Genomic DNA, 19990 nt, shown 5'->3' with positions numbered 1-19990 from the left:
ACACAAGGAGCAAATCACTACATCGCATCGAGTTTTGACATAATTAATTGGGACGACGCCAAGGATTACCAACGAATTCAACGTCTATTCCATCAAATTGTTTTTTACCCCAAGCAGCAGTATACATGAAGTACTTTCCTGATTTGGTCTTGGGCACCGAATCCAAAACAGCCATCATAATATCATCGTCCTTCACACCCTCATCTTTTAGAATCGATATCAGCGTATCAAGTTTTAGAGCATTGGTATCTAACTCGCCAGCCGGCAGTCGCTGATTGACCCGGACATGAATATGGAGACCTGCCGTTTTATTCCCATAAATCGGACTATGCAGATAAAAATCAACTCTATCTTTATCGGTCACCTCAAACACCTTGAAGAGATAGTCTAATGCACCAACCTTAAACTCCTCCAACATTGACAAGTGCGCTTTCTTTACATCTATTGCATTGCTGATATGACCTAAACCTGTTCTTGTCTTGTACTCATCAATTGTTTCCCTACGCGAACAGTCACCCTCGGCAGCACTTCCACTGATATTGAACAGCTTTTCAAATACCAACTGAGCCTCATAGACCTTCGGCGGCACCCAGTAAGCCACCAAAGCAAAGCCTCCTTTATTCAAAGTATCTTTCCTGACAGAGCCAGGCTCAGGAAAAACTTCAAATTTCCCAGGAATATGCTTTGAGTTAGGCATTATGAAAATTCCACCAACCTCTTCAGAGAACCGAGTAGCGGCAAACTGCTCAGGACATTTAAAAAAACTTTGCGCCTTTTTGCTTTCTGGATTAGTCAGAAATTCGTGAACAAAATCCGGCACTACTTTATTTTCGCCATACCGTGCCACCCGCAATTTCAAAGCTTGCAAAGCTACAAGCCCCACCTCGTCACGGTCATATTTCTTTGCAGACTTTTCAGGCACTTTATAAGTACCACTGTCTGAAGCTACCCCTCGCAATGAAACGCGACCTCGCTCCCCACCGAGCTCTTCCTTGGCGGGTTCAGCCCATACATTGGGAACCTCCTTAAACTTCAAACCGCTAAGTTTCATTTCCTCAACAGAAAACTCTAAATAGCTACCCTCAGCGCCCCCAGAAAAATTGATTCGCCCACAACCATCTAACTCCTTAACCACATCATCAATATTAAATATACGAAGATCCGTTTCCAAGGGGTGCTGCGGAACATTAACCCTGATATGAACATGAAATCCGCAGCTATTTTTCAGATAAAAAGGACCATGTGTATAAATTTCGACATTCTCCACTGCCGCATCGCACTTATACTGCTCCTCAAGATGAACTATCGCCTGCTCCCTAAGCTCTTTTAACAAGGGCACATGTTCCCTTCTAAGATTTAACGGAACGGAGAGAAAATCCACTCCAGACCGAAGCTTATAAGTCTCATTTGACTCTTGAGTGGAACGTCTCTCTTGCCTATTAGTGCTAGTAGAATCTGAAGCCTCCACAGCTGGAGCGTTGTCGGGAATCGCTGTGTCAGGAAATAATTTCTGAAACATCGGGTATCGTTCGTATGTGCATGGAGGTATCCAATAAGCGACCAACCCGAACCCTGCTTTCCCTCGAGTTCGCTCTAGAATAGTTGCCGAATCATCCGTATAGCTTTGTCCTCTCTCCGGTATATTGCTCTGATTAGGTGAAATGATAAACCCTCCCAATCGAGGGTGAAATGACGTGGTGCAAAATTGCTCCGGGCGCTGTAGATACCCTTCAGTTCGCCCCCCGGGCTCCCCCCTTAAAAACGCATCTATGAAACCCGGAACGCCGCCAAATACCGAAGACTTATTATACAACTCCAATCGCAACCTTATACTTTCATCAGCTACCAACCCAACAGTTGGCTTATTATATTTTTTTGCCGCCTTCTCTGACGGCCTCGGTATTTCTGGCATCCTAGACAACTTTGCCAAATCATAGCAATCATGAGTTTTGGGAATCAGCCTGCGATCGGAACCCTCAATCTGACCAGTTCCCCTTCGACTCAACTCGCTTAGAGAAACATAATCCTCTGCCTCCCAGCCCTTATGAATAGCTGGAGCAGCATTTGAAGCGGAAACCGCAATTAACTCCGATTTCAACAATGAAGCCTTGGCGTCCACACCGACACGAGGCACACTACTTATCACTTCAGCCTCTATGCGCATCACCCCCTCCTAAACCATTTACCTTTTATACACAAAGCAAGTTAATCAGTTGTCAATCAAGGACTGCTCAGCCCAAACCAAACAGCAAATATCATCCACCACCCTCAAGTTTGCCACCTCACGTTCGGGTAGCACGATACCGAACGCATCGTTCAGCATCATCACTATTTCCAACAACTCGATCGAATCCACATACAGGTCCTCAACTAAACTTGAGCCGAGCACAATCACTCCATAATCTATCGAAAAATAGTCCGACAGAAGCTCAATGACTTTCCCCTCTGTTTCAAATCGAACACTGAACCCCACCAAAAGCATTTTCCCCGCCATGTAGATGAACGCTCACAGACCAACCATAGCCCTTAGCTAATTTCTGATTTTATTCAAAAATTCAACATCGCCCTCAACATATCCGCAAACTGATTCAAATGCGCCGACAACGTCTTATTGAAATTGTCATGATAAGAATTGGCGTTCGAATACTTCTGCGTAAACGACTGCAGCATGTTCTTCATGCGTTCCTCCTGGGCGTTGAAGCCGGTTTGCCAGGCGTTGAATTTGGCGGTATCCCAGGTCACCGTGCCGCCGCCCGACGGCAGACTACTTTTCATCGTTGTCAGTGGCCCGGTGTCGATGACGACACACCAAGGACCGTTCGGGGCGGGATTCTGCTTGAGGCAACTCGCAGGTAGGCCCAGTGCCTTGAGCCAGTTTTCTGCTTCTTCCTTAGTGGCACCTGTTTCAGGTGGTTTTGGAAAGAGGATGGCAGCGGAGTTGGGTAGGGAATACTTTGCGATCAGTCTATCCAATGCATTGCGCAACGCGCCCACATTCAACTTGACCTCCTTGCCGTCGTTCGCCCCTACGATCCAATCCTTCATCATCGCGGTGATGTCAGTGTTGAAGTCGGAAAAGAAGTCCGAATAGGCCGCAATGATGTGCTCGTAGCCTGCGAGGTAACTGTTCTTGATCAGGTCGATCAGTTCGAGCAGTTTGTCAAAAAAGTCATTCGATGAGTTGATCGCCGCGTCCAAAGCCTCCGCGATCTCACGGGGCTTCTTCTCTTCCAGATGTTCCTGGAGGGCGCGAAGGATCCTGCTTTGTTCGTCATTGAGCGGCTGGCGCTGGCTTTCATCCATGAGCCCTGTTTTCTGGCTGTGGGTCATCACCGCACAGCATTGGCGCATCTGCCCGGCCCACATTTGCGCTCGGTCACGCTTGGAGTGGATCTGTTCGACGAACTCCGCGATCAGGTGTTGTGCTGTGGTCTCGGCGGCCGTGCCTTCCAGAGGCTTGGCGATGATCGACGGGCACCTGAGCAAATGGCCCAGGCTGCGATTCATTGCGTTCATGGACCGATCGAGTAGATTCGTCAGGGAACTGACCGTTTGAATCTCAGCGGGTACGTCCACAGGCGACGCGGTATCCGTGATGGCCTCCACGTTCGGCAGCAATACGATAGGCGAACGAATCGATTGGGTAATTTCCATAGACCTCTCTCCTTTACGCCGTCATGGCGCGGATAACATCACTGCGCGATTGAAACAGCTGCATCACCATCTCCATCAGCTTCTGCAACAACGCCGCCTCGGCCGCGTCTTTCTGGCCAATCTCGTCACTCAGGCTCTTCTGGCTGTTCTGCGCGCTTTGCATCAGCATTTCTTTCTCCCGGGCGGCGTGCTCGTTCATGCGCACGATGTTCGCCACCACCTGGCTCATGCTCATCGACATGGCATTGAGCGCGCGGCCGATTTCCAGTTTCTTTTCGATGCCTTTGCTGCCCATCTGGCTCAGCCAGTCGGAGGTCTCACTGACTGTTTGGACTTTGGCAATTTCCTTGTCGAACCAGGCTTGATCCTTGGGTGACAGAGGCGCCCCCTTGGGTTTGAAATCGACCAGCGTCGGACGACCGAAATCATCGAACGTCCTGATCTTATAGGTGGTGTCCGAATTCCAGTCAGTGCGGTTGCGCTCAAGCGTGAGGTCACGCTCGATGTTCTTGGCATGCAGGGCGTTAGGCTTGTGCAGGTTCAGCCGGTTCTGGGGATCTGTTTCACTCAGCCATTTGGCGTTGCGACCAACCTCCTGCGCCTTGACTATTTCCTTGTCGAACCACTTCAGGTCCTCGGGCGATCTGGACGGGGCATTGAGTTTGAAATCGACTGTCGTCGGGCGGCCAAAATCGTCAAGGGTATTGATTTTGTAGGTGGTCTGCGGATTCCACTCGCCGCGACTGCGTTCAACCTTGAGGCCGCGTTCGATATTGCGAGCGTCCATGGCGTTACGCTTGTGCAGGTCGATGTCGGCGTGCTTCAACTTCTGGCCCTGGAAGGTCTTGACCATGGCGAACCCGGCGATGGCACCGGACACCACTGCGGCGGTGATGGCACTGTTCAGCGCCGCTTTGCCGGACTCAATAATGGCCGCGCCTTGGGACTTCGCCGCATCGGAGGCCATGACGCTGAAGTGGCCGCGCAGTTGTGCATTGGCGACCCGTGCGATGTTCAGGGCGATGATCGCGGCCACCAGCACGTTGGCGTGTTTCTCCCAGGCGCCCGGGTCAAAGGCCAGGTCGTTACGTACTTCATCGCTGACCATCGACAAGGCTTCAGCGAGGTCTTCCCAATCCGATTCCGTGGGTTGATACGCATCGATCGCACGTTCGAGTTCCGCAGCCGAAGGCACGGTGAAATTGCCGTTCTGGAGCACCTGCCTTGCGGTGATCGTGTCGAATATCGGAGCGTTTGAAAGACTTTTATTTATGCGATCCTTCGAAACCAGGTCTTGGGCGATCAACTCGCTCAACCCTGTATTGTTATTCCGACCGTGTTCAATGAGGGTAGGGATGCCCCGGTTCGTAGCAACGATAGCGATCATCAGACATACCTTTCGAAAGTAATGTTAAACATGCCGAACCATCTGCAAGCTGACGGAATGGCTGCGTTGCATATCGGCAAACAAATGCTCGATCTGGCGAGTTCGCTCCTGCATCGCCTGCCCATAGTTTTCGACCACCTGGGTCAGGTAGGCGCTGATCTCCTCACTGATGGTCATGCTTACCCGCACATCGGCCAGGAGCACGGCCGCCTGGGCCTGGTGCCAGCTGCTCTTGATTTGCAGCCCGCCCTGCACCGCCACATTGCCGAACTCGGTGACGGCCTGGGCGATCTCCAGGTTGGCGGCGTAACGCGCCAGCAATACTGGATCAGCGCCATTGGTGATGAAGCCGCGCAATTGGGTGAGCATCTGGGTCAACGTGTTGCCGACCGAGGTTGCCACTTGCTTCATCGCTTGCATCGCGGCGGGCGTGGCTTGGGCGACCACCGAAGCCAGTTTCGAGGCGACGGCACTGACCATCGGCCCGATCACTTGCACCCCGACCATCGCCAACAACACGACAGCCGCCAAGGTCGAAGCGATGCCTTGGATCATGCCGGCGATCTGGGCGATTTTCTTGGCCGTGTCTTCATCCACACCCAGGCCGATCAGCAATTTGGTGTAGATCTCGGTGAACAGCTTGATGGCTTCTTGCATGACGATGGTCAGGGGCTTCATGGCTTCAGCCATGAACGACACACCGGTTTTGTCCTGGATCACCGAGTCGGCAATCATCACCGCCGCGCCGATCACGCCTACCGCAATGAGCACCGGATTGGCGGTCAGGACCCCGGCGACGATGGTCGCGACCGTCAGGATCGCCCCGACGATCTTGCCGATGCAGCCCATGGTCTTTTGCAGAGCCTCGGCCTTGCGGACTTCTTCCAGGTATTTTTCCGACTCACGCTCCATGTGTGCCTGAAGCCTGGCTTGCAGTTCCTGGAACAGCTCTTGGCTGAGTTCCTCCTTGTTCTGCGCCGATTCGCCGAGCAGCTCGATGATTTTCAAGCGGTTCAACAGCGCCAGCGCGCTGCTGCTGAGGGCCTTTTCATCGGTTGGCTTGGGTGTCGAACTATTCACGCTGAACGCGACCACTTTCGCGAATACCGTGCCCACGGCCTTGGCACAGGCATTGGCAACTTCGATCAGCTTCAGATGCGCGTCGGTCGCCACATTGAAGGCTTGGGTATGGCTCGCCACTTCGCCTTTTAGCTGGTCGCGACGGGCCAGTTCCTGTGCATATTCAGGCGATTGAGGGTCCAGTTGCGCCAGCCGCGCCTCGCTTTCATCCAGCAGTCCCTGGAAGTGCAAGACCCGATCGCGCAGTTGTTCGAGGTGTTCCTGGCTGCTGCCGACATTGCCCTCGGCGGCCTCCATCGCCTGGACGGCAGCGGTGTATTCAGCCGAGAGATTTTCATGGGCCTGTTGCTTGGCGCCAGCCATGCTCTGCAGCATCGCCAGGCGATTTTTCAGTTTCTTGACGTCGACCTCGCCGATCAGCTCGCTGATCATCGCCATCAATAACGTGAACAGATCGCCGCTGGTTTCCTGTTTATTGCCATCGGCGCGCGGCGCTGGCGGGTGCAATGCGGGCCGACCGGTACTGGCGGCGGACGGGCCGTCGTGGCCTTCGTATTTCACTGACATCAGGTCCGCCAGCGCTTTCTGGCCGGCCTCCTGAAAATCCGCGGTCCTGGCGGCCTTGCTGGCCGCCGCGCCGTATTTTTCAAAGGCTTCGCTGCGGCTCATCGCGCCGTGAAGCGCCGGGTTGAAAGCAGTCCTTATTTCACTCATGTTCAGTCCTCCGAACAGTGCTGTTCCATGTGGGCCAGGGTGTCGAGATACACCTTGGCTTGCTCGCGCAGATCGTCTTGCGTGGCTTGCTCAAGCACATACTCGAAACACAACCGGGCCTTGCCGACCTTGCCCAGGGCCAAGTGACATTGGCCGGTGTACAACATCGGTCGGTAGTCGTTCTTGCCTTGGGCGAAAGCGATGGCATACAGGTCGATTGCTTTCTGGTGGTTTTGCTTGAGCTGATGCACTGCAGCCAGTCCCATCCAGTAATGGCTGTTGTAGAAGTCGTAGATGCACAGGAAGTGGAAGAACTTCTCGGCATCGTCCAGCCGCCCCTGTTCGTAGAACTGGAAGGCGAAGGCATAGAGACCGTCCATGTGCTCGTCACTGAGGCCTTGCACGTCTTTCAACGCCGCCCCACCGAGCACTGCATCGACGACGTCCAGGGCCACCTGCTCGTCTTGTTTGTTATCACGACTCATCAGCCACACTCCTGAAAAAACGTCAGCGTCGCTGACCGGTGCATTGGGCCAAAACGCCGGCAGGGCCGCTGCCAAATTGCGCTCATGCCATGACGAGGCTGCTTTTGTGGCGAGGGAGCTTGCTCCCGCTGGGCTGCGCAGCAGCCCCTCCAAAACGCCACTCAATCCACCTGAAACACCGCGTCGCCAGCCTTTGGGGCCGCTGCGCGCTGGAGCGCCAGCCCGGCCCAGCGGGAGCAAGCTCCCTCGCCACAGGGTCAGGTGCCAGGCACAAGTGATGGGCCCTTCAATCGAGCGGAGTCGCACAGCCCTCCTCCCTGGCCACAAAGACTGTGCCTGGCTTTGCCTGGCCTCACGCCTGCTCGACTTGCTCAAGCCAAATCAGTAGGCGCAGTACTTCCTCGATTTCCTGCACCTGGAGAAAGCTGTAGCGCTGGTGGGTCTTGAAGATCCGCCGAGCCAAGGCGACGTCGTTAACCACCGGCACGCCTACCTCCTTGGCGTACGCCCGAACCGCCAGGGCGCGCTGGTTGGTTTCCATCAGGGAGATAAATGGCAGCAAGGTGATTTCCGGGCGGAAATACACGCCGATGGCGATGTGGGTCGGGTTGGCGATGATCATCCGCGAGCTGCGCACATCGGACTTGACCTGTTCCGACAACAGCTCCATGTGCAGGTCGCGACGACGGCCCTTGATCTGCGGGTTGCCGTCCTGCTCCTTGTGTTCGCGCTTGACCGAATCCTTGTCCATCATCTGGTCTTTCATGAACAACCAGTATTCGCTGAGGGCATCGAGCACGACGATCAGCAGCACGCAAACGAGGAATGCCAGCACCAACACCAGCAACAAACGCCCCCAGATCGCGAACAGCGCCGGTGCCTCGGCGAACAATTGGGCGAACAGCAACTGGCGCTGGGTGATCCAGACGATCCACAGCGCCATGGCGAAGCTGCCCAGGTACAGCAGCGCCTTGAGCGTGTCCTTGACCGTGCGCAGGCTGAACAGCTTCTTGAAGCCATTGACCGGGTTCAACGCCCCCAGATTCAGCTTCAACGCTTCACTGGCCAAGGTAAAACCGCTTTGCAGCAAGGCCGGCAAGGCACTGGTCAGCACGCACACCAGCAACAACGGCAGCAACGCCTCGAGGCCGACCAGCACCAGCATCGCCGAATAGGCTTGCAGGTCGGCGTCAAAATCGCTGGCGATGATGCGCCGGTAGACCTCCATGACTTCGACCAGCGAGCTGTTGAAGACCATGTAGGTGATGCCACACAGGGTCAGGCAGGTGATCACCAGGTCCTTGGCCTTGAACGTCTGCCCTTTGCGCGCGGCATCCCTGAGGCGTTTGGCGGTGGGTTTTTCAGTCTTCGAGGCGCTAGTGGATGACATCAGCCTCCTCCCCGCCCAAATACTTCGCCAAGCCGTCGGACATCATGCCCATGCGCAGAACTTCATCGGGCAGGTGCACGCCGAAATACAGCATCAGCACCACCAACGCCACCAGGCTCTTGACCGTCAGCGACACCGAGAAAGCGTTCATCTGCGGCGCATAGCGCGAGAGCAAGCCGAGCAACGCCTCGCTGACCAGCAAGGTCGCCACCACCGGCGCGCTGATGACCAGGGTCTTGCTCACCAGCGCATCGAGCAATGAATAGAGTGCAGGCAGGTGCAGCTCACAACTGCTCGCTGGCGCGCAAAGGCGATAACTGTGGCCGACGGTTTCGAGCATCAACAACAGGCCGCCACCTTCGAGATACACCGCCGCGGCAAACAACTGGAGAAAATTCGCCAGCTCCGAGGTGTCGACACCGTTGGCCGGGTCCACCGTGCTGCTGAGCATGGCGCCGCGCTGGTTGTCGATCAGGTTGCCCATGGCATGCAGCACCCAGAACGGCCAGCCCAGCAGCACGCCCAGCAGCACACCAATACCCGCCTCACGCAGCACCAGGCCGAGGAACGCCACGCTGTCGAGGGCTGGCGTAAGCACGCCGACGTAGCGCCAGAAGCCCAGCGCCACCAGCACAATCACCGCCTGGCGCGTGACACCGGTCAGCACGCTGCTATTGAGAAACGGCAACATGAAGAAAATCGGCGCCAGACGCGCCACGCCCAACACCGCCGCAGCGAACCAGGCATACAGCTCGAAAAACAACGCCACCGACATCGGCCTAACTCAACGCCAGGCGAATGACTTCACGACTGAAATCCAGCAAGGTTTCGCCGTACCATCCCGAAAGCAGGAACAGGCACGCCGCCACCGCCAGCAGCTTGAAACCAAACGGCAGCGTCTGTTCCTGCAACTGGGTCACGGTCTGGATCAACCCGACCACCAGGCCGACCACCGTGGCGGCGATGATTGGCCAGGCCACCATCAGCAGGATCAGGTACAGGGTTTTGTTGCCGGCATAGACCAGATCGTTCATCGGTGCACCTAGACCAGCAAGGTCAGGTATTGCTTGACCAGCCCGGTCGACAGCAATGCCCAACCGTCCAGCGCGACAAACAGCACCAGCTTGATCGGCACCGAGATGATCACCGGGCTCATCATCATCATGCCCAACGCCAACAGGATGCTGGAGATCACCAGGTCGACGATCACGAAGGGCAAGTACAGGTAGAAACCAATCTTGAAGGCGCTCTTGATTTCACTCAGCGCATAGGCCGGCAGCAGCGCAAACAGCGAAGGCTCAACCTCTTCATCGGCGGGCAGGCCTGGGTCGTTCTCATCCTGGAGTGCCTGGGCTCGTTCGAAAAACTGCGCCAACTCCGGGTCGGTGTATTTGCGCAGGTAATCCTTGTAGCTGCCCAGGCCGTTCTCGGCGAAATCCACCACCGAGGCGATGTCGGTAAAGGCCACTGCCTCGGTCTTGTAGTAGTCATGGCCCTGCTTCATGACCGGCGTCATGACGAAGATCGCCAGCATCAGGGCAATCGCATTGAGCGCCATGTTCGATGGCACCTGCTGCAGGCCCAACGCGTTGCGTACGATGACGAAGACGATGGAGAACTTGATGTAGCAGGTGCCCGCCGCCACCAGGAACGGCAGCAGCGAGGCGAACGCCAGCAGCGCGATCAGCGAGACGTCATTCATCGGCGCCGACCCGATAGACCTGGAGCAATTCGACACCCAACTGGCCGTCCAACTGCACCAGTTCCCCGCTGGCCACCGGCTTGCCGTTGGCGCGCACCTCGATGTGCCGCGCCGCGTCCTCGGCCAGCGGGATCAACTGCCCGTCGATGATGCGCGACAGCGTCGCCAGGTCGGTTTCATGGCTGGCGAGCAGGAACTCCAGGCGCACCGGGAGCGCTCCCAGGTCTATCGCCGCATCGGTTTCTGTCGGGGCATCTGGATTGGCATCGGTCACGCTCGGTTGCATGTGTAGACCCTCCTGGGTAAAGGTGAAAGTGCCAAGGCAACGGTCGGCCAGACAGCACCGCTGAGTGCGCTGGACGATGCGCAATACATCGCCCTTACGCAGGCGTAGCCGGTCGGTTTGACTCACCTGGCTGACGCCGAGGATCAGCTCCAGGCGCAACGGCAATGCGTCCAGCCATGCGCCGACGCCCACGCGCTCGCTGGCAGCAGGTGTCGGCGCAAGTTGCAGGAACCAAACGCGCCCCCGAGGGGTTTCGAGCCAGGGCAGCTCGCGGATGGGCAATCGCCCCGGGGCGACGCACGTGATGTCGCCCAGCGCCTGGTATTGCAGCTCGTCTATTTCCAGCGACAAAGGACGCGGCACTGCGCGAAACAATTCGAGGATGTTCATCAACGGTGTTTCCACTTTCAGCAACGACTGCAACGATGGCAGCGCTCGATTCAACCAATCATGGGCCGCGATCAGCCCTTGCCAGTCGCCGCCGTCGCCCTGGGCGCAAAAACGCAAATAACCGCACTCCCCTGGCACCTGGCCCAAACCCGCCTCATGACCGGCGCGCCGCCAGCGTTGAATCGCCTGCGCCTGGGCGTGCGCCAACGGCTCGATCCGTCGTAGCTGCAAGGCGCTCATACCGGACGCTCAGCCTGTTCGTCCGGGTCTTCGTCCGGCGCCTGCTGCGAACCCTGGCGCGGCTGCTCGTCGCCACTGTCGGCCAACCGCCAGGCCGGCTCACGAGCCAGTTCGAAAGGCGCCTTGAGTTGCTCAAGCACTTGGGCGTTGCTGGGGTTGAGCGTGAAGTTCCGAGCGGGCTCATCGGGCAGCCGAGTAATCGTTACCTGTCCATGGGCAGCCCCTTTGTTGAACGGTACTTGCAGCACACCCCGGTTCGTGTCCGGCAGCGCCTCGACCATGATCTCAAGCATCGGCGGCGCGGGCGGGAGCACCGGTGAAGGGATGGCCGCAAGCGCAACGGCTGGCGTTGGGCGCACGTCTTGGAAGCCCTGCGGAATGTGAGGCGACTGCTGTTCATCGAGACGGGATGCCGGGCGGGCACGAGGCGCTGTGAGAGGTTCGACCGTTGACGGCGCGATCGGCACTGGCGTCGTGGCCTTGTCGACGGCAGAAGCCAAAGGCTGCAGGCGTTGCGGCAACGGGTGCTGTGCCAATTTTCCGAGCTGCAGGTGAGGCGGTGGATAAGCCACGGTTTCCCGGGCGATCAAGGGTTTTCCATCGGGCTCGACCGCCAGCGTATCCTGGACAACCGACCGTGCCTCATCGCCCTCAACCACCAGCACGCCCTGACCGACACTCGGCGCCTGCCGGGCCAGCGCCCGGGCGGCTTCGATCATGGGTCGCTGAGGCGGCAGGATCAGCGACGCCATCAGGTCCAATACGCCTTGTGGCAACTCATCCTCTTGCACCGGGACAAGTGGGTCCAGCCATTGATCCAACGAACCTTCGTCGACGGGCTCCAGTGCCTGGACCGGTCGGGAGGGAACCGCAAGGACCTGATTCATCGTCGTACCCCAATCATCTCTTCCAGCTCCCGCTCTTCCCGGCGCACCGCCTCTAACCGCTGCACACGCAACAGTTGCTGGACGGAGCGCTCATACGTGTCGTGTTTACGTTGCAGCCCACGCAATTGCTCGCGCTGCACCTGCAATTGCTGCTCGACCTGCCGACATTGCTGGTCCACGCGGTCACGCTCGACACGCAACAGATCGATGCGCCGACGAATGACCGCCTGGGTTCGCAACAGCGCCAACAACTGACCGTGATCCATCACGCAGTCATTCGCCCGATGACTGATCAACAACCGTTGCAGCGCCGCCTCTTGTTCCTCGAAGCTGGACTGCTCCTGCAACAATGGCTGCAATTGCCGCTGGACACGCAACACCGCCTGCTCGCCGCGTTGCCGACGGAACTGACTGAAGGCCAGCAGGCGTCGTCGATCAAGCAATGATTTCATGCAGGCTCCGCAGGGTTTCATCCGGTTCACTACGTTGCTCCGTCGACTGGCGCAACCATCGGCCGAGGGCTTCGCGACGTTGCAGCGCGTGGTCATTGGCCGCGTCCACGCCTGGGCTGTATTCGCCCATGTCGAGAAACACCTGAAGTTGCTCAATCCGCGCCAGGGTGTCCCGGGTCGCGGCCGCCAGTTGCCGAACCTCTGGCGAGGTGACTTGCGTCGCCACCCGGCTGACGCTGCGCAAGACATCGATGGCAGGGTAGTGCCCCTTGGCGGCCAAGGCCCGGCTGAGGTAGACGTGGCCATCGAGGATGGAGCGAATCTCCTCGGCAATCGGGTCCGGCTCGTCGTCACTTTCCAGCAGCACCGTGTACCAGGCAGTGATGCTGCCCGACGCGGTCACGCCCGGACGTTCGAGCAAACGCGGCAAGGCATCGAACACCGAGGCCGGATAACCCCGCCGCGCCGGTGCTTCACCGGCCGCCAAGGCCAAGTCGCGGCGAGCGCGGGCGTAGCGCGTCAACGAATCCAGCAACAACACCACGCGCCGGCCCTGGTCGCGAAAGTACTCGGCGATGGTGGTGGCCTGCAGCGCCGAGTTGCAGCGATCCACCGAGGAAAAATCCGACGTGGCGTACACCACCACACAACGGGAATGCTTGGGCGACTGGCGCAAATGCTCGATGAACTCGGTCACTTCGCGCCCGCGTTCGCCAATCAGGCCAATGACAAAAACCTCCGCGTCCGTGTGTTCGATCAGCATGTTGATCAAGGTGGTTTTACCGGAGCCGGCGGCGGCAAAAATGCCGATGCGCTGGCCGACACCGCAGGTCAGTAAACCGTCGATGACCCGAATGCCGGTGCGCAACGGCTCCACCACCGGCCGCCGCTGCTGGTACGACGGCGGGTCGGCATCCACCGCACAGTCGCGCTGGGCCACCGCCGTCGACGGCGCCAGGCGCTCGACGATCACGCCCTGGGGATCGACCACACTGCCGAGCAAGGCATCACTGCAAGTCAGTTGCAGAGTCGCGCCGGTGGGCACGATCATCGACTCCCGGGACAAGCCTTTCGCCTCGCCCAGCAAACTGAGCAGCACCGCACCAGGCTTGAAGCCGATGACCTGCGCCCGAGCGGCAACCTCGGGCGCGCGCCAATGCCGGCGCACTTCACAGACTTCGCCGACCACCACCTCGCTCAGTGCGGCTTCGATCAATGGGCCGCTCAAACGCAAGGGATGGGCCGCCCGTCTTTCCAGGTGGATGCTCATCGACGCAGGATTTCCAACAGCCGTTCAATGGCTTGCACGAAGGAATCCAGCGCTTGGGCCAAGTGCTCGGCAGCGTTCAAGGCATAGGCACTGGCCATAAAACGCAACTCCAGCCGCCCTTCGACTTCGCACAAGTGCAATTGCCCAGTACGGGAAAACGGGTTGCCTTCGAGCAGGAACTGCATCAGGTCAAAAGCACAATAATTCAATGACGATGGCGTCGCTTCGGCGACGGCCGCCCAGACCCACACATCACCTTCCACCTCAGCCACACTGATGTCCGGCAGATTTTTCATCTGCATTTCTATCGTGCTGTGGCTGTCGAAATGCCCAATCTGGCTGTCCACGCAGCCGCTGTGTCGTAGCGCTTCGCGTAACAGGTCGGCGATATCCATCGGTAACATTTGCAGAATTTCCTTAAAGCGTCTTGATGACATTGACCGAGACCGTCTCGGAGACTTCGCCGAACGACATCACGTCCAGCTCCCGGAAACGGCCCTCGACCAGTTTCTTGATGTAGCGCCGCACATCGACCGAACACAGCAGCACCATGTCCTTGTGGGCGATGTGCACGCTGTCCAGGCCGACACTGAGGCGGTCCATCAGCTCTTCCGATTCCGCCGGTTCGAGGTTGAGGAAACTGCCGCCCGAGGTTTGCCGGATGCCCCGGCGCACCACGTCTTCGAACTCCGCCGACAACAGCAGCACGCGCAGGTCGTTGCCCTGGGCAAACTTGTTGCTGATGTAGCGGGCCATGGCGCCGCGCACATGCTCGACCAGCGCCAGCACATCCTTTTCCCGAGAGGCCCAATGGGCGAGGGTTTCGAGGATCAGCTTCATGTTGCGCACGGAGATGCGCTCGCCGATCAAGCGCTGCAACACCTCGGCGATCTTCTGCACCGTGACGTGGCGGTAGACTTCCTTGAGCAGGTCGGGGTAGCGCGTTTCCATTTCGTCGAGCAACTGCTTGGTTTCCTGCACGCCGAAAAACTCCTGGATGTTGCGCGCCAGCAGCGTGACCAGGCAGCGATAGCATTCTTCGTCGGCAGGCCGCAGGTGGTAACCCAACTGCTGCACCCGCTCGCGGTCGGCGGCGATGACCCAGACGCCACCGAGGCGATTGCTGTCGTTACCGCGCACCAGGGCAAAACCCAACGGCTCCAGCTCCGGTGAATAATCCAGCAGGCGCCAGTGATCGAAGTGAATATCGAACTGCTCGGCGCGCACTTCATTGATCAGCACCGCCACTTGATGGACCGGCAGCGCCTCGCTGGCCCGTAACCGCGGCTCGGGAATGCGCAGCCCGTAATCGACGAAGAACTGGCTGCGAAAGCGCGCCGCCCACCGCTCCTTCTCCAACGCTTGCAGGCGTGCCGTGGGCACCAGCAGCATCAGGGCGATGGTTTCGGTGGCAACGTTGTCGACGTCATCGAGCAATCCCGACTCACCCTGCGCCGCGCCTGGCTCGGCAGGTTCGCTGCGGCTTTCGCCCGGGCTGGCCTGGCGCAAGGACTTGCGGTGGCGCACAAACACCACCAACCCCAGCACACTGGCAATCGAGAGAAACGTCAGCAATGGAAAACCGGGCAAGAGGCCCACGCCCACCGCCAGCAACGCGGTGACGCCCAGGACGAACGGGTTGCCGAGCATCTGGGCAAGCATGTTGCGCCCCAGGTTGCTGTCATCACCGTTGACGCGGGTGACGATGAAGCCCGCGCCGATGGCGATCAGCAGCGCGGGGATCTGCGCGACCAGGCCATCGCCGATGGTCAACAGCGTGTAGGTGGACAAGGCCGTGGACATGTCCATGCCCAATTGCCCCATGCCGATGGCCATGCCGCCGATGAAGTTGACGAAGATAATGATGATGCCGGCGATGGCATCGCCCTTGATGAATTTCATCGCCCCGTCGAACGAACCGTACAGCTGGCTTTCGCGCTCCAGCACGCTGCGTTTTTCCCGGGCCTGGGCCGCGTCGATGGCGCCGGCCTTGAGGTCGCCGTCGATGCTCATCTGCTTGCCGGGCATGCCGTCCAGGGAAAAGCGCGCCGCCACTTCGGCCACCCGCTCCGAGCCTTTGGTGATCACGATGAACTGGACAATGGTGACGATGGAGAAAATCACGAAGCCCACCACCAGGCTTTCGCCGATTACGAAGTCACCGAAGGAAGCGATGATCTCGCCGGCATCGGCCTGGCTGAGGATCAGCCGGCTGGTGCTGATCGACAGCGCCAGGCGAAACAAGGTGGTCAACAGCAGCAGTGCCGGGAACGTCGAATAGCTGAGGATGCGTTCGATGTAGAACGAGCCCATGAACACCAATAACGAGATGACGATGTTCAGGCCGATGAGAAAATCCACCAGCACCGTCGGCAGGGGGATGATCAGCATGGCGATGATCATCACCATCAATGTCAGGATCAGCAGCTCCGGACGAGCACCGACACTTCGCAGGAACACATTGAACATTAGGCCTGGCTCCGCGACACGATCATGGCTGACCACCGGGCTGGCGCTGTTCGATGCATTCGTGGGCATAGGCGACGTCGGCCAGGCGGGTGAACTGGATCGCCAGGCGTTGTGGCGCCTCTTCATCGGCAAACAGCGGCGGCGGCAGTTGCAGGCTGAGCCGCCGCAGGATTTGCAGCAGCGTCGAACGTTCGCGATGGGCACTGAGCAACACCTGCTCGCCCAACACCCCGAGCAACAGCTGGTCGAGGTCATCGGGGTAGCTCAGCACGCCGAACAGGAACACCAGCCAGTCGGCTTCATGGGGGTTGTGCCGACAGATGAGCGCATCGCCAAGCACGGCGCCGATGAACAGCGCATCGGCCGAACGCAAGCGCTTGAGGTCGGTCACGCACATCAGCAATTGACCGAATTCGACACGCGAACAACTGGGGTCCTGGGCGCTGATGTCGGTGAGCAGCGCGGCTTCGATGAAGGCCAGCACATTCATGCGTTGTGCCGGGCCGTAGAGGGCAATCCAGTCCTGGTAGCAACTGAGCGGGCCTTCGTCGGACTCGAGAAAATCCCGATAGGTCTCGCGTAGCAGGCCGGCCCTGACCGCCATGCTCTTGCCGAACATCCTGGCCTTGAGCGCGGCGTTGATCCCCGCGTTCAGGCGCTTGGGCGAGCCTTGGGCGACCACCGTCTGCAAGAGGGTTTCGAGGCGCTGGCGGGTGCGGGTTTCCAGGTTGCGGCGGCGTAACAACGCCCGCAACACCAACGCCAGGTCGCTGTCATCGGGGAACAGGCTGCGCGCCATTTGCAGCAACCAAGCCACGGGTTTGTCCGCCAGCCGCGCCAGGCTCAGCACCTGCCGGGCCTTGGGCACGGTGTCGTCCTCGAGCACGCGTTCGAAGGTGTCGGTCAGGGTCTCGGACTTGAGTTCGAACAAGCGCCGGCCACGGAACTGCGTCAGCGCCGCCGACAGCTCGTCGCTGATCTGCACGATGCGCTGGGCCACGGCCGCCGTTGCGCTGTCGTCCAGCGTCGCCTCGGCGTCGACTTGTGGTTGTGGCTGTTCCGCGGCCTTCTCGGCGTTCAATCGAGCCTGGGCAGCCCGGCCGCCCATGGAAACCGGGGGCAGGATCATGGCTCGGACATCCGGAAGTACATTCGACGCACGCGCTCATGTTGCTCGGGGGTCAGCAACGGCATGTCCAGTTCCACGGGTTCAAGAGCGTCGCGAATCTCCTTGGGCTGAATCAAAAACACCCGCACCGTGTTGGCCGAGCGGTTCTGGCGATAGCTGAACAAGCGGCCGATCCACGGAATCGATCCCAGCACCGGCACACGTCCGACCTGCTCGCCATGGTCATCGCGAGTGAAGCCGCCCACCAGCAGGCTCTTGCCCTGGGGCACACGTGCCACGGTACTGATGCGCGTACGCCCTACGGTCGGCAAGGCACTCTGCTGCTCACCCCGGCCGGGGTTCTCGACTTCATTGCCGTCCTCGATATTGAGGGACATCTCAATCTCGTCCGCCTGGGCGAAACGCGGCAGCACGCTGACCAGCGTGCCGTAGGTGATGTGCTGCAGATCGACGCTGCGCTCCCCCACCAGCGGGGCGTAGAACGTGCGGTTGTTATCGAAAATCGCCGGCACGTTTTCCTGCGTCAGGATCACCGGTCGCGAGACCACGTTCGCCCGCTGGGTACGCTCCAGCGCCATGACCTGGGTCACGAACGACGCGCCGTCGAGGGTGGTGGCCGAACCGGCGTTGAGCGAGGCGCTGAATTGCCCGCCTGACTTCACCGCGCCTTGCCAGTTGATACCCAACTGATTGAGTTCGTCCTTGTGCAGGTCGATGATCCACAGCGACAGCTCGACATGGCGTTTCGGCGTGTCCAGGGCATTGACCAGGTTCTCGATAAAGCGCACCTGCTCGGGCAGCCCCTTGACCAACAGGCTGTTGGTGTCCGGGTAAGCGACCACACGAATGTTGCCGGCGGCCACCTCGCGCGCAATGATTCGCGGTGCCGTCGGGTCCTGGTCCGAAGAGGTGTTCGCCAGGCCTTCGAGGGGAAACATCGGCATTGAGCCTCGTGGCTGCTGGGCGGAAGGTTGGGCCACCGTTGGCTCGACTTGTTGCTTCTCGCCGCGCAACAGCGCTTCGATCACAGTGGCCAGCCCGGGAATGGTCACCTTGTCATCGCGTAGCTCGTATTTTCGGTCGCTGACGAAGGTGTTGCGCACATGGATGACGCCAATTTGCTGCTTGCCCAGCAACAGCTCCGAACGCTGGTTGTCCATCAGCCCGGCCGCTTGCACCACCAGGTCGACATACATCGGCGGGCCCGACACATGGAACGTCCGCAGTCCGTCGTGACGCAGCGGATAACGCGCATCGTGCAAGCCTGAACGGCCGAGGAACGCCTGGAGCTTGGCGACGGTGAGGGTTTGGAGCGACATCATCGCGCTCTTGATTTCCGAGGCGTCATACAGGTAGATCGCCTGGCCATCGCTGTACCAGATCAACCCCATCTGTGCGCTGACTCGCTCGAATGTCCGTTGCGGCGTGCGCAGGTCGAACGTACCGCCAATGCGCTTGGCCGCCGCGGCCTTGCTGACAATCACCGGCTTGCCCAATGACCCGGACAGCTCGCTGAAAAAGATCCGCGCGCTCTGTTCGCGAGCCTCGAAGGTATAGACATCGGCCCTTGCGGCACCGGATGCGAGCAGCATCACAGCGCTAAGGCAGACGAATAAAAGGGATGGGGATAACGGTTGGCGGCTCATCGGCTCACTTGCCTGGAAGGTAGGTGATATCCGCCAGGCTGCTGGGTGCGAAGCCCACCAGTTCGCGGATCTCCTTGGAAAAATGTGACGACGAAGCAAAGCCGAACTCCAGCGCGACATCGGTCAACGAGCCGTCCTGAAGACTCATGTTCAACAGCGCCTGGGCCGTGCGCCAGCCACGCAAGGCCGGTTTGGCGGCAGAGCCCAGGGCTTGGCGACAGAGCCTGCGAAAATGCGAAACCGATACGCCGTAGCGTTGCGCCAGCGTGTTCAGTTTTTCGCTGTGGGTGCCTTGCTCCAGAAGGAAACGCACGAGCCCGTAGCTCTCGTGATGACGCAGCAGGTGGGCGACCGCGTGATAGGCCGGCGTGCCGTTCATCGCTTGGCCGATGTACCAGCGTTCGAGCCGTTGCGGCGAGCGGACGGTTTCCTCCGCCACCGGCAACAGGGCCCATGGCTCCGCGTGCAGCCGTTGCCCGGCATCCACCAGGGCATCGCTCATGTCCAGGAACGCCTGCAGCTTGACCAGCGTCGCTTCGCAAACCGGCGTGACATGCAACTCACCGCCACAGAAGCGCAGCGAATCGCTCTGCACCACCAACCCCTCCCAACCGACGGGCAGGCAGTGGCTGCGGCCCAACCGCCCGGCGCTCAGTTGAACCTGGGCCCGGGCCACGCGCAGGTGCAGCACGCGTTCGCCCAGATCAGGCAATGCCGTGGCGAGAATGGATGTGTCCTGCATGCCGTCTCCTTTGCTACGTGGCGTTGGAAGGACCGACAGGATGAAAGACACGACGCCTGGAATCTTG

Annotated in this window: 19 protein-coding genes; all 19 read right to left on the bottom strand. The window is 59.1% G+C overall.

Translation table 11 applies throughout. The features are described 5' to 3' along the window. Positions 1-43: 43 nt before the first annotated feature. Positions 44-2164: a hypothetical protein gene (locus HU767_RS00510; RefSeq protein WP_186728175.1), complete on the bottom strand. Its 2121-nt coding sequence runs from the start codon at positions 2162-2164 to the stop codon at positions 44-46. A gap of 45 nt (positions 2165-2209) precedes the next feature. Beyond that, entirely contained in the window at positions 2210-2494 is a 285-nt protein-coding gene (locus tag HU767_RS00505; protein ID WP_238349387.1) for a phosphopantetheine-binding protein, read from the bottom strand. A 53-nt stretch (positions 2495-2547) separates the two neighbouring features. Continuing rightward, positions 2548-3654 carry an IpaD/SipD/SspD family type III secretion system needle tip protein gene (locus HU767_RS00500; protein ID WP_186728174.1) on the bottom strand — a complete coding sequence of 369 codons (1107 nt, stop codon included), beginning with the start codon at positions 3652-3654 and terminating at the stop codon, positions 2548-2550. Positions 3655-3667: 13 nt separating this feature from the next. After that, positions 3668-5041, bottom strand: coding sequence for an IpaC/SipC family type III secretion system effector (locus HU767_RS28710; protein ID WP_238349386.1), 1374 nt, complete (start codon positions 5039-5041; stop codon positions 3668-3670). A gap of 24 nt (positions 5042-5065) precedes the next feature. Beyond that, entirely contained in the window at positions 5066-6835 is a 1770-nt protein-coding gene (gene sctE, locus HU767_RS00485; protein ID WP_186728173.1) for a type III secretion system translocon subunit SctE, read from the bottom strand. Between the two features lie 2 nt (positions 6836-6837). Next, positions 6838-7320: a type III secretion system translocator chaperone SicA gene (sicA, locus tag HU767_RS00480; RefSeq protein WP_186705284.1), complete on the bottom strand. Its 483-nt coding sequence runs from the start codon at positions 7318-7320 to the stop codon at positions 6838-6840. 352 nt (positions 7321-7672) lie between these two features. Then, positions 7673-8710, bottom strand: a complete 1038-nt coding sequence (locus HU767_RS00475; RefSeq protein WP_186705285.1) for an EscU/YscU/HrcU family type III secretion system export apparatus switch protein — start codon at positions 8708-8710, stop codon at positions 7673-7675. After that, complete coding sequence (gene sctT, locus HU767_RS00470; RefSeq protein ID WP_186728171.1) at positions 8697-9485, bottom strand: type III secretion system export apparatus subunit SctT; 789 nt, start codon at positions 9483-9485, stop codon at positions 8697-8699. Before sctT ends, HU767_RS00475 begins: the two co-directional genes overlap by 14 nt. Before the next feature lie 4 nt (positions 9486-9489). Further along, on the bottom strand, positions 9490-9744 hold the full coding sequence (locus HU767_RS00465) for an EscS/YscS/HrcS family type III secretion system export apparatus protein (RefSeq protein ID WP_186705287.1): 255 nt from the start codon (positions 9742-9744) through the stop codon (positions 9490-9492). Positions 9745-9752: 8 nt separating this feature from the next. Next, positions 9753-10412, bottom strand: a complete 660-nt coding sequence (locus HU767_RS00460; RefSeq protein WP_186705288.1) for an EscR/YscR/HrcR family type III secretion system export apparatus protein — start codon at positions 10410-10412, stop codon at positions 9753-9755. Further along, positions 10405-11328 carry a FliM/FliN family flagellar motor switch protein gene (locus tag HU767_RS00455; RefSeq protein WP_186728169.1) on the bottom strand — a complete coding sequence of 308 codons (924 nt, stop codon included), beginning with the start codon at positions 11326-11328 and terminating at the stop codon, positions 10405-10407. The genes HU767_RS00460 and HU767_RS00455 overlap by 8 nt, the downstream gene beginning before the upstream one ends. Further along, positions 11325-12215: a type III secretion effector protein gene (locus HU767_RS00450; RefSeq protein WP_186728167.1), complete on the bottom strand. Its 891-nt coding sequence runs from the start codon at positions 12213-12215 to the stop codon at positions 11325-11327. Before HU767_RS00450 ends, HU767_RS00455 begins: the two co-directional genes overlap by 4 nt. Next, entirely contained in the window at positions 12212-12667 is a 456-nt protein-coding gene (locus HU767_RS00445; protein ID WP_186728165.1) for a type III secretion protein, read from the bottom strand. The genes HU767_RS00450 and HU767_RS00445 overlap by 4 nt, the downstream gene beginning before the upstream one ends. Continuing rightward, positions 12651-13937, bottom strand: coding sequence for a type III secretion system ATPase SctN (sctN, locus tag HU767_RS00440; protein ID WP_186728163.1), 1287 nt, complete (start codon positions 13935-13937; stop codon positions 12651-12653). Before sctN ends, HU767_RS00445 begins: the two co-directional genes overlap by 17 nt. Then, a complete protein-coding gene (locus HU767_RS00435; protein ID WP_186728162.1) occupies positions 13934-14341 on the bottom strand; it encodes an Invasion protein B family in 408 nt (135 codons plus the stop codon). Before HU767_RS00435 ends, sctN begins: the two co-directional genes overlap by 4 nt. A gap of 13 nt (positions 14342-14354) precedes the next feature. Then, on the bottom strand, positions 14355-16406 hold the full coding sequence (locus tag HU767_RS00430) for an EscV/YscV/HrcV family type III secretion system export apparatus protein (RefSeq protein WP_186728161.1): 2052 nt from the start codon (positions 16404-16406) through the stop codon (positions 14355-14357). A 22-nt stretch (positions 16407-16428) separates the two neighbouring features. Then, the gene (gene sctW / locus HU767_RS00425; RefSeq protein WP_186728160.1) at positions 16429-17535 is read right to left on the bottom strand and encodes a type III secretion system gatekeeper subunit SctW; all 1107 of its coding nucleotides are present in this window, start codon (positions 17533-17535) and stop codon (positions 16429-16431) included. Continuing rightward, on the bottom strand, positions 17532-19181 hold the full coding sequence (sctC, locus tag HU767_RS00420) for a type III secretion system outer membrane ring subunit SctC (RefSeq protein WP_186728159.1): 1650 nt from the start codon (positions 19179-19181) through the stop codon (positions 17532-17534). The genes sctW and sctC overlap by 4 nt, the downstream gene beginning before the upstream one ends. Positions 19182-19185: 4 nt before the next feature. Then, positions 19186-19923, bottom strand: coding sequence for a helix-turn-helix domain-containing protein (locus HU767_RS00415; RefSeq protein WP_186705297.1), 738 nt, complete (start codon positions 19921-19923; stop codon positions 19186-19188). Positions 19924-19990 lie beyond the last annotated feature (67 nt).

The organism is Pseudomonas sp. SWRI179 (genome assembly GCF_014268705.1).
Taxonomy (GTDB): domain Bacteria; phylum Pseudomonadota; class Gammaproteobacteria; order Pseudomonadales; family Pseudomonadaceae; genus Aquipseudomonas; species Aquipseudomonas zanjanensis.
This window is presented reverse-complemented; position numbering and strand designations above follow the sequence as displayed.

Bases quoted from the DNA above. Each gene is read 5' to 3' on its own strand.
- HU767_RS00510 (WP_186728175.1), bottom strand. From the start codon at position 2,164: ATGCGCATAGAGGCTGAAGTGATAAGTAGTGTGCCTCGTGTCGGTGTG.
- HU767_RS00505 (WP_238349387.1), bottom strand. From the start codon at position 2,494: ATGGCGGGGAAAATGCTTTTGGTGGGGTTCAGTGTTCGATTTGAAACA.
- HU767_RS00500 (WP_186728174.1), bottom strand. From the start codon at position 3,654: ATGGAAATTACCCAATCGATTCGTTCGCCTATCGTATTGCTGCCGAAC.
- HU767_RS28710 (WP_238349386.1), bottom strand. From the start codon at position 5,041: ATGATCGCTATCGTTGCTACGAACCGGGGCATCCCTACCCTCATTGAA.
- sctE (WP_186728173.1), bottom strand. From the start codon at position 6,835: ATGAGTGAAATAAGGACTGCTTTCAACCCGGCGCTTCACGGCGCGATG.
- sicA (WP_186705284.1), bottom strand. From the start codon at position 7,320: ATGAGTCGTGATAACAAACAAGACGAGCAGGTGGCCCTGGACGTCGTC.
- HU767_RS00475 (WP_186705285.1), bottom strand. From the start codon at position 8,710: ATGTCATCCACTAGCGCCTCGAAGACTGAAAAACCCACCGCCAAACGC.
- sctT (WP_186728171.1), bottom strand. From the start codon at position 9,485: ATGTCGGTGGCGTTGTTTTTCGAGCTGTATGCCTGGTTCGCTGCGGCG.
- HU767_RS00465 (WP_186705287.1), bottom strand. From the start codon at position 9,744: ATGAACGATCTGGTCTATGCCGGCAACAAAACCCTGTACCTGATCCTG.
- HU767_RS00460 (WP_186705288.1), bottom strand. From the start codon at position 10,412: ATGAATGACGTCTCGCTGATCGCGCTGCTGGCGTTCGCCTCGCTGCTG.
- HU767_RS00455 (WP_186728169.1), bottom strand. From the start codon at position 11,328: ATGAGCGCCTTGCAGCTACGACGGATCGAGCCGTTGGCGCACGCCCAG.
- HU767_RS00450 (WP_186728167.1), bottom strand. From the start codon at position 12,215: ATGAATCAGGTCCTTGCGGTTCCCTCCCGACCGGTCCAGGCACTGGAG.
- HU767_RS00445 (WP_186728165.1), bottom strand. From the start codon at position 12,667: ATGAAATCATTGCTTGATCGACGACGCCTGCTGGCCTTCAGTCAGTTC.
- sctN (WP_186728163.1), bottom strand. From the start codon at position 13,937: ATGAGCATCCACCTGGAAAGACGGGCGGCCCATCCCTTGCGTTTGAGC.
- HU767_RS00435 (WP_186728162.1), bottom strand. From the start codon at position 14,341: ATGTTACCGATGGATATCGCCGACCTGTTACGCGAAGCGCTACGACAC.
- HU767_RS00430 (WP_186728161.1), bottom strand. From the start codon at position 16,406: ATGTTCAATGTGTTCCTGCGAAGTGTCGGTGCTCGTCCGGAGCTGCTG.
- sctW (WP_186728160.1), bottom strand. From the start codon at position 17,535: ATGATCCTGCCCCCGGTTTCCATGGGCGGCCGGGCTGCCCAGGCTCGA.
- sctC (WP_186728159.1), bottom strand. From the start codon at position 19,181: ATGAGCCGCCAACCGTTATCCCCATCCCTTTTATTCGTCTGCCTTAGC.
- HU767_RS00415 (WP_186705297.1), bottom strand. From the start codon at position 19,923: ATGCAGGACACATCCATTCTCGCCACGGCATTGCCTGATCTGGGCGAA.